Source organism: Pseudomonas sp. SDO5522_S412 (assembly GCF_054071215.1).
On record NZ_JBSVWQ010000172.1, the window covers coordinates 1 to 12,319 of the forward strand.

A 12,319-nucleotide genomic window follows, 5' to 3' on the forward strand; every position below is an offset into this window, starting at 1 on the left:
AGCACATGGATTGACTGACACACCGCCTTCGCGAGCAAGCCCGCTCCCACATTTGATCTTCGTCGTCTTATAGAGCGGTGTTCAGGCCGGTAAGCAGGTGCACCACCCCGCCCGCCAACACCATCACGCCCGGCACGCCTGCCGCCTTGAGCGCCTGCGCATCCAACCGCCCCGCATCCTGCAACTGCACCCGCACCCGGGTCAGTGCTACCCGCTGCTGCGACTTGAGATTCTCCGCGCCTCCCAGCGCATTCAGCACTGCCGGGGCCAACAGTGTTTCGCTCACTGGAGCTGCCTGCGGCGTTTCAAGCACCAGATCCGGCGTCAGGGCCTTCCAGAACGCCCGCTGAAATTTCTCGAACATGTCAGTTCTCCACAACCAATGAGGTTTCAACGGTAGCCGCGTGGTACAGGCGCAACGCCTCGCGAACCTGCGACGCTTCTTCCAGGCCCAGCACCTGGCGGGCGATGGATTGGCAATCCGCCAGGTCCAGCTCGCGCACGGTAGCCTTGATGGTCGGGATCAGCGGCACGCTGACCGACAACTCATCCACCCCCAGCCCGATCAGCACCGGCACCGCCAGCGCTTCAGACGCCAACGCCCCACACACGCCGACCCACTTGCCATGGGCATGGGCCGCCTTGACGGTGGCGGCGATCAGGCGCAGCACCGCCGGGTGAAAGCTGTCGGCCTGGCTGGCGAGGCGCGGGTGATCGCGGTCCATGGCCAGGGTGTATTGGGTCAGGTCGTTGGTGCCGATGGAGAAGAAATCCACCTCCGGCGCAAACAGATCGGCCATCAATGCCGCCGATGGCACTTCGATCATGATTCCCAGCTTCGGCAGTTCCGTCAGCCCCAGGGCCAGCGCTTCCTCTTCAAGAATCTGCCGCGCCAGGCGCAGCTCCGAGAGCAGGCTGACCATCGGCAACATGATGTGCAAACGGGCGAAACCGGCACTGGCGAGAATTGCACGGAATTGTTCACGCAACAGTTCCGGGCGCTCCAGGCACAGGCGAATCCCGCGCAGGCCAAGGAACGGGTTGGTCTCGCTGTCCATCGGCACATAGGCCAACGGCTTGTCGCCACCAACGTCGAGGGTGCGCACCACCAGATTGCGCTGCGGGCCCAATGCACGGGCGATGGCGCTGTAGGTGCCCGCCTGCTCCTCGGGGCTCGGCGCGCGGTTGCGGTCCAGGTAGAGGAACTCGGAACGCAGCAAACCAACGCCTTCGCCCCCCAGGGACAATGCCTGCTCCACCTCCTGCAACGATGCGACGTTGGCCGTCACTTCGACGTGATGACCGTCGCGGGTCGTAGCGGGCAACGACGCCTGCTCCACTTCCCGCTGGCGGCGCAGCACTTGTTGTTGGCGGCTGGCTTGCAAGTGTTCGATCTCGGCCAGGTCCGGGTCCAGGTGCAACTCGCCCTTGTCGGCATCCAGCAGCACTTGCTTGCCGTTGGCCAGTTCCAGCACCTGCGCCGGCACCCCGCAGATGGCCGGCAAGCCAAGGGCGCGGGCGAGAATGGCGACGTGGCTGGTAGCGCCGCCGCCCACCGTCACAAAACCCAGCACCTTGCGCGTATCGAGGCTGGCGGTTTGCGAGGGGGTCAGTTGTTCGGCAATCAGGATTGCCTGCTCCGGCAAATCCCAGGCGCTGTCCTGAACCCCGAGGATCAATTTCAGCACCCGCTGGCCAACGTCTGCCAGGTCGGCAGCGCGCTCGGCAAGCAAGGCGTTGCCCAGGCCCTGGAAGAGCGTGGCGGTGGCCTCGGTGGCGCTGTTCCAGGCGAAGGCCGCGCTCTTGCCCTGGTCCAGCAGGTCGCGGGTTTGTTCCAGCAGGGCCGGATCGTCCAGCAACTCCTGATGGGCGCGGAAGATCTCGGACTGGGCAGTGCCGACGGCCTTTTCCTGCAGGGCTTCCAGCGCCTGATTGGCGTTGTTCAGGGCATGGGTCAGGGCCGCACGTTCCAGCGCTTCACCTTTGCCGGTCTCTACGAACGTCAGTGCCGGCTCCTTGACCTGCACCACTTGGCCAAACGCCGAACCGGGCGAGGCGCACACGCCGCGCAGCAAGGTCGCCGATGAATCAGGCGCCACGGGTGCAGCGCCAGGTTGAGGAGCCGCGACGGTTTCACCGCAGCCTTCGGCCAGCAAGGTCACCAGCGCCTGGATCGCCGCTTCGGCATCCTCGCCAGCCGCGCTGACTTGCAAGGTGTCACCCTGCACCGTTTGCAATGCCATGATCCGTACCAGCGACTTGGCGTTGGCGCTCTCGGTTTGCTTGTGCAGGTAAATACTCGCCTTGAAGCCTTTGGCCGCCTGCGCCAGCACCGCCGCCGGGCGCGCATGCAGGCCGTTGGCGTTGGGCAAGGTCAGTGGCCTGGAGAACAGGGCGTCACCCTCCTCGTCTTTCACCTCGTCGGCAACGGCTTGCGGCGTGACTCGCAGCAGTGGCTGCCCCACGTCTACCAGGCCCTGCTCGGGCGTCAGCAGCTTGAAGGGCTCGCCACTGACCACCAGCATCAGGGTCAGCAAACTACGGGCATTGAGCGCCACGTAGTCGGCATCGAATTCAATCAGCGGTTGCCCGGCTTCCACCCGCTGGCCTTCCTCGACCAATCGGGTGAAACCCTTGCCCGCCAGGTTCACGGTGTCCAGGCCGATGTGCATCAGCACCTGGACGCCGTTGTCATCGGTGATGCTCACCGCATGACCACTGTCCTGGATATTGCTGATCACCCCGGCCAGTGGCGCGCAGAGGATCTGCGAGGTCGGATCGATGCACAGGCCATCGCCGATCAGGCGACTGGAGAACACCGGATCAGGCACCTGGTCCAGGGCGAGCAGCACCCCGGACAATGGCGCCAGCAATTCCAGGGATTGGGTTGAGGTCATGACTTCACCTGCTGTTTGGTTCTGTAAAAATCATTGGGCATCGACGGCTTATTTCCACCAGTACTCAACCTGCACACCAAAGTTGGAGCCATGCAACGCCGAGCCATAACTGCCGGTGTCGGACAACGCCGAACCTGCCGCCAGTTCATTGGCCGCACGCTTGGCCGCTTCGTTCCAGGTCGCGTAGGTGTAATACAAGCGCACTTCCGGTCGTGCCCAGAAATCCGGGCCTTTGGGCGACCAGGTCGGGGCGAACGTAAATTTGCTCAGCTTGCGCGTGCCACCGGTAGCCTCGACCTGATCATGACCGAGTTCGGTGACCAGCTTGAACTGTTCGGAAATCGCATAGGCCGGGCGCACGCCCAGCGACATCCAGGTCTGATCCTGGCTGCCCGGGCGAATATCCTTCTGGTACACGGCCTCGATCTGCCCGCCAAACCGTGGCGTCACTTGCCAGTCGAAGAACTCCACTGCGCGGTAGCTCTTGCTGCTTTTATCAAGGAACGTATCGCCGGTATAACCGAGGCCGGTGCCGGGGCCTTCGCCGTACTGCAGGGCAAATTTGTTGCGCCCGCCGAGGAAGGGTTTCTGCACATGCTGGGCGGTAATGGCCCAGCCGCTGTTGGTGTCACGGCCACCGGCTTTTTCGATGTAGCTCAAGCCCAGTTCCAGCTCGCCGCCGGGGTTGGTCTTGAACCCGGCCACGTTAAAGTCGTGACGGGTGGCGTATTCCTTCTGGTACAGGTTGTCCTTGCGGGAAAGTGCGTAGCTGTATTTCAGGTCGCCGATTTTCACGTCCTCGATACCGCCACCCGTGGCGCTCTGGTTCCAGTAGTAGAAGTCGGAGATATGGATATCGTTTCGTTTGTAGTAGCGCCGGCCGGCCCACAGCGAACCGCCGTTGAGGCTGGGGATGTTCGACCACTGCGCGTACATCTGCGGCATGCGTGCCGAGCCGTTGTCTTCGCCCTGGAACTTCAGCGCCCGGTCGTACTTGTTGTACAGCGAAGCCATGGCGTCGACGCTGAACACCGAGCCGTCGTCGAGGGTCAGCAGGTCCTGGCGCAATTCGAGTTCGGCGTACTGCTCGCACTCGTTGCCCAGGCGGTATTTGGATTGTGCACCCGGCAACTGGAAGCACTGCTGCTTGCCACTGCCGGTTGAAGTCCCCGCACCGCTACGCAAGTAGCCGGCAAATTCCAACGCCTGGGCTGCCATCGGCAAGGTCAGGCAGGATGCAACGAGGCCCAGCTTTATTGTTGTTTTCATGAAGCACTCCGATATTTTTATTATGTTTTTTTAAGCGCCCCGGCTCTCCCACGCCGGGGGTAAAGCGGGTCTCAGTCCTTGAGATGCAGCACAAACGATTCATACGGGCGCAGCGAGACCTGGCTCGAGCGCTGTGGGCAGTCGTCGTAGTTGCTGATCAGCAGGCGTTGCTCACTCGCCGCCGTCAGCAGGCCATCGGGCAGTTCGATCTGGCATGGCGTGCCGTAGAAGTTGTTCAGCACCAGCAGGCGTTCGCCGTGGCCTTCGCGCAGGTACGCCCAGACCTGGGTGTGCTGTGGCAGCAGTTGGCGGTAAACGCCTTCCTGAATCAGCGGCTCATGCCGACGCAGCTTGATCAGCGCACGGTAGTGATGCAGTACCGATTGCGGGTCATCCAGCTCGCTTTGCACGTTGATCTGCGCCGCGTTGGCCGGGATGCCGATCCACGGTTCGCCGCGACTGAAGCCAGCGTTTTGCTCGGCATTCCATTGCATCGGTGTGCGGCTGTTATCGCGGGACTTCTGCATGATCGCCGCCATGCTCGATGCCTCGGACTCACCGGCCTCACGCTTGAGCCGATAGATGTTCAGCGTCTCGACATCCCGGTATTGGTCGATGGTGTCGAAGCCCGGATTGGTCATGCCCAACTCTTCGCCCTGGTACACGAAAGGCGTGCCCTGGAGGAAGTGCAGCGCAGTGGCGAGCATCTTCGCCGAGACCACGCGGTGCTCGCCGTCGTCACCAAAACGCGAGACCACCCGCGGCTGGTCGTGGTTACACCAGAACAGCGCATTCCAGCCGCCACCGGCCTGCATGCCGAGTTGCCAGTCGGACAGAATCTGCTTGAGTTGCAGGAAGTCGAAGTCGGCCGCGACCCACTTCTGCAGGTTCGGATAATCGACTTTCAGGTGGTGAAAGTTGAAGGTCATCGACAGCTCTTTCGACTGTGGATTCGAATAACGAATGCAGTGCTCAAGGCTGGTGGACGACATCTCGCCGACGTTGATCAGGTCATGCCCCTCGAACACTTCGCGGTGCATTTCCTTCAGGTATTCATGCACGTTCGGGCCGTCGGTGTAGAAGCGCCGACCGTCGCTGTTGTCTTCCGGAAAATCCGCCGGCTTGGAGATCAGGTTGATCACGTCCAGGCGGAAACCGCCCACGCCCTTGTCGCGCCAGAAGCGCATCAGCTTGAACACTTCGGCGCGCACCTTGGGGTTGTCCCAGTTCAGGTCGGCCTGGGTGTGGTCGAACAGGTGCAGGAAGTACTGGCCGGTCTGCGCCTCGTATTCCCAGGCCGAGCCGCCGAACTTGGACTCCCAGTTGTTCGGCTGGTCGCGCCAGATGTAGAAGTCGCGGTACGGGTTGTCGAGGCTGCTGCGGGCCTGCTGGAACCACTCGTGTTCGATGGAAGTGTGGTTGACCACGATGTCGAGCATCAGCGTGATGCCGCGCTTGGCGGCTTCGCTGATCAGCAAGTCGCAATCGGCCATGGTCCCGTAGCTCGGGTCGATGGCGTAGTAGTCACTGATGTCGTAGCCGTTGTCGCGTTGCGGCGAGCGCAGGAACGGGGTGATCCACAGGCAGTCGACGCCCAGCCACTTCAGGTAATCGAGCTTGTCCACGATGCCCAGCAGGTCACCGGTGGCGTTACCCGCGTGGCTGTGGAAGCTTTTGGGGTAGATCTGGTAGATCACCGAGTGTTGCCAGTTTTGCATGACGGGTTCCTTCAATTTGAAATGCGATCAACTGTGGGAGCTGGCTTGCCTGCGATAGCGGTAGATCAGGCGACCCGGTAGCCAGGCCGGACAATTTTCATGCTCAACACACAGGTCAAAACAAACGGCACGACAATCGCGACGACCATGCCGATGACAAAACTTGGGATGTACTGCGGGATGATCGAGATGAACCCGGGCAAGCCACCGACGCCGATGGCCGAGGCCTGCACCTTGTTCAGCGAGAGGAAAATACTGCCCAGCGCCGAGCCGGTCAGCGCCGCGTAGAACGGAAACTTGAAGCGCAGGTTGACGCCGAACATCGCCGGCTCGGTGATGCCGAAGTAGGCGGAAATCGCCGAGGTGGACGCCATGCTCTTGTCCCGCGCATTGCGGCTCATGTAGAACACGCCGAGCGCCGCGCTGCCCTGGGCCAGGTTGGACATGACGATCATCGGCCAGATAAAGGTGCCGCCCTGGGTGGAGATTAGTTGCAGGTCCACGGCGAGGAACATGTGGTGCATGCCGGTGATCACCAGCGGTGCATACAGCAGGCCGAAGATTGCGCCGCCGACCATCGGCGCCAGGTCAAACAGGGTGACCACGCCTTCGGTGATCAGGATGCCGAGGTGGCGGGTCACCGGGCCGATGATCGCCAGCGCCAGTACGCCGGTGACGACGATGGTAGTGATCGGCACCACCAGCAACTGAATGGCATTCGGCACCCGTGCCCGCAGCCATTTCTCAATCACGCTCATCACGTAGGCGGCCAGCAGGATCGGCAGGATCTGGCCCTGGTAGCCGACCTTCTCGATCTTGAACCAGCCGAAAATATCGAAGTACGGCAGGCTCTGGCCGTCGAGGCCGGCGACCGCCTTGCCGTAGTTCCAGGCGTTGAGCAGATCGGGGTGCACCAGCATCAGGCCGAGGACAATGCCGAGGATTTCACTGCCACCAAAGCGCTTGGCCGCCGACCAGCCCACCAGTGCCGGCAGGAACACGAACGAGGTGTTGGCCATCAGGTTGATCAGGCTCCACAGGCCATCCAGGTTCGGATAGGCGTCGAGCAAGGTCTTGTCCGCGATGAACATGCCCTTGGCGCCCATCAGGTTGTTCACCCCCATGAGCAAACCGGCAATGATCAGCGCCGGCAAAATCGGCATGAACACATCGGAGAACACCCGCACCAGGCGCTGCATCGGGTTTATCTTGTCGGCGCTTTTCTGTTTCACGTCCGCGATGGTCGACGCGGCGAGGCCCGTTTGCTCACGCAGGGCGGCGTAGACCTTTTCCACTTCGCCGGGGCCGATCACGATCTGGAACAGGCCGCCGGTGAAGAACGAACCCTTGACCAGGTCGACCTGGTTCAGCTCGCTGCTGTTGGCCAGGCTCGGGTCCTTGAGGGCCAGGCGCAAGCGGGTCACGCAGTGGGCAGCTTGCTCAAGGTTGTCGCTGCCGCCAAGGTTCTTGAGAATCTCGCGGGCAATATTCGGATAGTCGTGGCTCATGCTTGGTATCCACTCTGGTTTTTTTTATTGGGCGGTCATAGGCAGCACGCCGAAGCCAAAAGTACTCGTCTGTACGAGTTAAAGCAATAACTCGTATGTACGAGTTTGAAAATGATTAATTTTCTGTTTTTTGAGTCAGAAATTTCCGAGTTCTACAATGGGTTGCATGGACAAACCCCATCGCTGCCACTAAGGTTCCTGCCTTGAACGCCAACGCGGCACAGAGCCCTTCCCCATGAGTAAATACAACCAGATCTATACCGATCTGCTTGCCAGCATCACCACCGAACGCCTGCAACGCGGCACGCGCCTGCCCTCCGAAACCGAACTGATGGACGCCTACCAGGCCAGCCGTGGCACGGTACGCCGGGCGATCGAGCAATTGCAGGAGCGCGGCTTCGCGCAAAAGATCCACGGCAAGGGCACCTTCGTGTTGTCACCCAACCCCATCGAGTTCCAGCTCGGCGGTATCGTCAGCTTTCGCGAGACCCATGCCGCCCTCGGCGACGACGTCAGTACCGAAGTGGTGGAGTTCAGCCAATTCCCGCTGGAAGGCCCGTTGATGCAACACATTGAGGCCGAAGCTGGCAGCCTGATTACCCGGGTCAAACGGGTGCGGCGGATCGACGGCAAACGGGTGATCCTCGACATCAACCACTTCGTCGCCGACCTGATACCGGGGCTGGATCGGGAGATTGCCGAGCAGTCGATCTATGCGTTTATCGAACAGACCTTGCAGCTGCAGATCAGCTATGCCCAGCGCACCATCGAAGCGCTGCCACGGGGAAAGGACGATCAGACACACCTGGACCTCGAAGGTCAGAGCCATGTGATCGTGGTGAGCAACCAGACGTTTTTGCAGGATGGACGGCAGTTCGAGTACACCGAGTCGCGGCATACGCTGGATAAGTTTTACTTTTCGGATATTGCGCGGCGGTAGACAAACGCCAGAAACACAAAACCCCGGCACCAGGCCGGGGTTTTGTTATTCAGCGCTCACCTGCTACGGCAGGATCATTCCCACTCAATGGTCGCCGGCGGCTTGCTCGACACGTCATAAGTCACGCGCGAAATACCTTCAATCTCATTGATGATACGGCCGCTGACCGTCTCCAGCAGTTCGTACGGCAGGTGTGCCCAACGGGCGGTCATGAAGTCGATGGTTTCCACCGCACGCAGGGCCACAACCCAGGCGTAACGACGACCATCGCCTACGACACCAACCGACTTGACTGGCTGGAACACTACGAACGCCTGGCTGACCTTGTGGTACCAGTCGGCCTTGCGCAGTTCTTCAATGAAGATGTGGTCGGCGCGACGCAGCAGGTCGGCGTATTCCTTCTTCACTTCACCGAGGATCCGCACGCCCAGGCCCGGGCCCGGGAATGGGTGGCGGTAGACCATGTCGTACGGCAGGCCGAGTTCGAGGCCCAGACGACGGACTTCGTCCTTGAACAGTTCGCGCAGTGGTTCTACCAGCTTGAGGTTCATTTCCTCAGGCAGGCCGCCCACGTTGTGGTGGGACTTGATCACGTGGGCCTTGCCGCTCTTGGCGCCGGCCGATTCGATCACGTCCGGGTAGATGGTGCCCTGGGCGAGGTACTTGATGTTGTCCAGTTTGTTGGACTGGGCATCGAATACGTCGATGAAGGTGCGACCGATGATCTTGCGCTTCTTCTCCGGGTCGGACTCGCCGGCCAGGTTGTTCAGGAACTGATCTTCAGCGTTGGCGCGGATCACCTTGACGCCCATGTTCTCGGCGAACATGGCCATCACTTGCTCGCCTTCGTGCAAGCGCAGCAGGCCGTTGTCGACGAAGACGCAGGTCAGTTGGTCGCCGATGGCCTTGTGCAGCAGCGCCGCAACCACGGAGGAGTCAACGCCGCCGGACAGGCCCAGCAGGACGTTGTCGGTGCCGACCTGGGCACGTACGTTGGCGATGGCGTCTTCAGCGATCTTCGACGGGGTCCACAGGGCTTCGCACTGGCAGATGTCGAGGATGAAGCGCGACAGGATGCGACCGCCTTGCTTGGTGTGGGTCACTTCCGGGTGGAACTGCACGCCGTAGTAGCCGCGCTCGTCGTTGAACATGCCGGCAATCGGGCAGCTCGGGGTGCTGGCCAGGATGTGGAAGTCTTCCGGCATCCTGGTGACCTTGTCACCGTGGCTCATCCATACGTCGAGGCCAAACAGGCCGTCGGCGTCGATGTGGTCTTCGATGCCGTCCAGCAGGCGGCTCTTGCCGACTACGTCGACACGGGCGTAACCGAATTCACGCAGCTCGGAACCTTCAACCTTGCCGCCCAGTTGCTCGGCCATGGTCTGCATGCCGTAGCAGATACCGAAGACCGGCACGCCCAGGTCAAACACCGCCTGCGGGCAACGCGGGCTGTTGGCTTCGTGCACGGACTCGGGGCCGCCGGCGAGAATGACGCCTTTTGGAGCGAATTCGCGAATCGCTTCGTCGTCCATGTCGAACGGATGCAGTTCGCAGTACACGCCGATTTCACGCACGCGGCGGGCGATCAGCTGGGTGTACTGGGAACCGAAGTCGAGGATCAGGATGCGGTGGGCGTGAATGTCGAGGGCCATGAGATCAGTCTCGTCTAATGAATCAGAAACAACTCGGGGCTGAATAAGACAGCCCCGGTTACTTAACTATTTGCTGGAAGCATCAACCTACGCGGTAGTTTGGCGCTTCCTTGGTGATCTGTACGTCGTGGACGTGGGACTCGGCCATGCCGGCACCGGTGATCCGCACGAACTCAGGCTTGGTGCGCATTTCTTCGATGTCGGCGCTGCCGGTGTAGCCCATCGAGGAACGCAGGCCGCCCATCAGTTGATGGATGATGGCGCTCAGGGTGCCCTTGTACGGAACACGCCCTTCAATGCCTTCCGGTACCAGCTTCTCGGCGCCCGCGGAGGAGTCCTGGAAGTAGCGGTCGGAAGAGCCTTGAGCCTGGGACATGGCGCCCAGGGAACCCATGCCGCGGTAAGCCTTGTACGAACGACCCTGGAACAGTTCGATCTCGCCCGGCGCTTCTTCAGTACCGGCGAACATCGAGCCCATCATCACGCAGGAAGCACCGGCGACGATGGCCTTGGACAGGTCACCGGAGAAACGGATGCCGCCGTCGGCGATCAACGGTACGCCAGTGCCTTCAAGGGCCGCGGCGACGTTGGCGATGGCGCTGATTTGCGGTACGCCTACACCGGCCACGATACGGGTGGTGCAGATCGAGCCAGGGCCGATACCGACCTTGACCGCATCAGCACCGGCTTCGGCCAGGGCCTTGGCGGCAGCGCCGGTGGCAATGTTGCCGCCGATCACTTGCACGTCAGGGAAATTCTGTTTGACCCAGCGAACGCGGTCGATCACGCCTTTGGAGTGACCGTGGGCAGTGTCGACCACCACCACGTCAACACCGGCAGCCACCAGGGCCGCTACACGGTCACCGGTGTCTTTGCCGGTACCGACCGCAGCGCCTACGCGCAGACGACCTTGATCGTCCTTGCTGGCCAGCGGGTAAGCCTTGGCTTTTTCGATGTCGTTGACGGTCATCATGCCCTTGAGGGCGAATTTGTCGTCGACGATCAGTACGCGTTCGATGCGGTGCTTGTGCAGCAGCTCGCGCACATCGTTCTTGTCGGCGCCTTCCTTGACAGTAACGAGGCGCTCTTTAGGCGTCATCACTTCACGGACGGTGACTTCAAGGCGGTTCTCGAAACGCACGTCACGGGAAGTGACGATGCCGACCAGGTCGCCATCGTGCAGTACCGGAACGCCGGAGATGTTGTGCAGGCGGGTCAGGTCGAACAGGTCACGAACGGTGGCATCGGCCTCGATGGTGATCGGGTCCTTGACCACACCGGCTTCGTAACGCTTGACCTTGCGAACTTCGGCAGCTTGCTGCTCGATGGTCATGTTCTTGTGGATGATGCCGATGCCGCCTTCCTGAGCCATGGCGATTGCCAAACGGGCTTCAGTGACGGTGTCCATGGCAGCGGAAACCAGAGGAATATTCAGCTCGATGCCACGGGTTAGGCGGGTCTTGAGACTGACTTCGTTAGGAAGCACCTCGGAATAACCGGGCACTAGGAGAATGTCGTCGAATGTCAGAGCTTCTTGGCTGATACGCAGCATCGCGGGGGCTCCCGAGCGGGAAAATGGAAGCGCGCCATTATAGTCAGACACCCCCTCGGGTTCAATGTAAAACTCTGACAAACTTGGTAATACTGATAGATGGATGATTTTTGCAGCACTGAGCGTTCCCACGCTCTGCGTGGGAACGCTCACATCGAATTAAAGTTCGACTTTGACCCAGCTCATCTTCTGGTCCAGCCAGTCGGCAAATTCGTCGATAAAACTCTGCTTGAACCCCGCCTCCGCCCAGTTATTGAAGATGAATCCCAGGTTGGAAAAGCCGCATTCCTGCAGGAACAGGAAACCGTTGATGTCGTCCTCATGCCCACACAGCGGGCAGGTGAAGTTATCGGTGTGGCCGGGCATCCAGTCTTCCAGGCTTTCGAACAGGGCTTCGCCGACTTCCTTGAGGCACTCGGGACAGCCGGCCTCTTCCAGGAAGCCTTTGGCCGGGGTGTAGATGCAGCGCTTGTAGATGATCTCCAGGCCGTTGATCGGCTCGTTGAACGGCAGCGCGTCGGGGTGCAGCACCACGGCGCGGGCACCGTCGGCCAGGGCATAGCCCATGCGGTTGCCGGTGCGCCCGCAGGTGGTGAGTTCTTCCTTGACGATGTTCTTGCGCACCAGCCAGCGCACGATCGCCCGGGCGCGGGGTTCGTGGACGGGTAGCGTGGAGATTTTCGGGACAAGGATGCTTTGGGAATTCATGGGAGTCCTGCGGCGTGGCTACTGGCGCCTTCGCGAGCAAGCCCGCTCCCACAGGGGGAATGCGTTCCAAATGTG

General features: G+C 61.1%; 9 protein-coding genes. 1 reads left to right on the forward strand and 8 read right to left on the reverse strand.

Going from position 1 to position 12,319, the window contains the following annotated elements; genetic code table 11:
- Positions 1-67: 67 nt before the first annotated feature.
- From ACW9I6_RS24845 to treP, 5 genes are all read right to left on the reverse strand, one after another.
- A complete protein-coding gene (locus tag ACW9I6_RS24845) occupies positions 68-364 on the reverse strand; it encodes a PTS transporter subunit EIIB (protein ID WP_003209625.1) in 297 nt (98 codons plus the stop codon).
- A gap of 1 nt (position 365) precedes the next feature.
- Positions 366-2,897 carry a phosphoenolpyruvate--protein phosphotransferase gene (ptsP, locus tag ACW9I6_RS24850; protein WP_457339952.1) on the reverse strand — a complete coding sequence of 844 codons (2,532 nt, stop codon included), beginning with the start codon at positions 2,895-2,897 and terminating at the stop codon, positions 366-368.
- A gap of 48 nt (positions 2,898-2,945) precedes the next feature.
- Positions 2,946-4,166: a maltoporin gene (locus ACW9I6_RS24855; protein ID WP_087695126.1), complete on the reverse strand. Its 1,221-nt coding sequence runs from the start codon at positions 4,164-4,166 to the stop codon at positions 2,946-2,948.
- A gap of 71 nt (positions 4,167-4,237) precedes the next feature.
- Positions 4,238-5,884, reverse strand: coding sequence for an alpha,alpha-phosphotrehalase (gene treC, locus ACW9I6_RS24860; RefSeq protein WP_003209630.1), 1,647 nt, complete (start codon positions 5,882-5,884; stop codon positions 4,238-4,240).
- 65 nt (positions 5,885-5,949) lie between these two features.
- Positions 5,950-7,392 (reverse strand): PTS system trehalose-specific EIIBC component, encoded by a 1,443-nt coding sequence (gene treP / locus ACW9I6_RS24865; RefSeq protein ID WP_177021404.1) that lies wholly within the window; start codon positions 7,390-7,392, stop codon positions 5,950-5,952.
- A gap of 235 nt (positions 7,393-7,627) precedes the next feature.
- On the opposite strand from treP, the gene treR reads away from it, so the two are divergent.
- Positions 7,628-8,332: a trehalose operon repressor gene (gene treR / locus ACW9I6_RS24870; RefSeq protein ID WP_003209636.1), complete on the forward strand. Its 705-nt coding sequence runs from the start codon at positions 7,628-7,630 to the stop codon at positions 8,330-8,332.
- A gap of 74 nt (positions 8,333-8,406) precedes the next feature.
- On the opposite strand, the gene guaA is transcribed toward treR, so the two are convergent.
- The 3 genes from guaA to ACW9I6_RS24885 form a co-directional block, all read right to left on the reverse strand.
- Complete coding sequence (guaA, locus tag ACW9I6_RS24875) at positions 8,407-9,984, reverse strand: glutamine-hydrolyzing GMP synthase (RefSeq protein ID WP_003209644.1); 1,578 nt, start codon at positions 9,982-9,984, stop codon at positions 8,407-8,409.
- A gap of 82 nt (positions 9,985-10,066) precedes the next feature.
- Positions 10,067-11,536 (reverse strand): IMP dehydrogenase, encoded by a 1,470-nt coding sequence (gene guaB / locus ACW9I6_RS24880; RefSeq protein WP_003209646.1) that lies wholly within the window; start codon positions 11,534-11,536, stop codon positions 10,067-10,069.
- Between the two features lie 159 nt (positions 11,537-11,695).
- On the reverse strand, positions 11,696-12,244 hold the full coding sequence (locus ACW9I6_RS24885; RefSeq protein WP_003209647.1) for a hypothetical protein: 549 nt from the start codon (positions 12,242-12,244) through the stop codon (positions 11,696-11,698).
- Positions 12,245-12,319 lie beyond the last annotated feature (75 nt).

Coding starts and splice junctions, on each gene's coding strand:
- ACW9I6_RS24885 (WP_003209647.1), bottom strand. CDS start 12,244: ATGAATTCCCAAAGCATCCTTGTCCCGAAAATCTCCACGCTACCCGTC.
- treP (WP_177021404.1), bottom strand. CDS start 7,392: ATGAGCCACGACTATCCGAATATTGCCCGCGAGATTCTCAAGAACCTT.
- guaB (WP_003209646.1), bottom strand. CDS start 11,536: ATGCTGCGTATCAGCCAAGAAGCTCTGACATTCGACGACATTCTCCTA.
- ACW9I6_RS24845 (WP_003209625.1), bottom strand. CDS start 364: ATGTTCGAGAAATTTCAGCGGGCGTTCTGGAAGGCCCTGACGCCGGAT.
- ACW9I6_RS24855 (WP_087695126.1), bottom strand. CDS start 4,166: ATGAAAACAACAATAAAGCTGGGCCTCGTTGCATCCTGCCTGACCTTG.
- guaA (WP_003209644.1), bottom strand. CDS start 9,984: ATGGCCCTCGACATTCACGCCCACCGCATCCTGATCCTCGACTTCGGT.
- treC (WP_003209630.1), bottom strand. CDS start 5,884: ATGCAAAACTGGCAACACTCGGTGATCTACCAGATCTACCCCAAAAGC.
- ptsP (WP_457339952.1), bottom strand. CDS start 2,897: ATGACCTCAACCCAATCCCTGGAATTGCTGGCGCCATTGTCCGGGGTG.
- treR (WP_003209636.1), top strand. CDS start 7,628: ATGAGTAAATACAACCAGATCTATACCGATCTGCTTGCCAGCATCACC.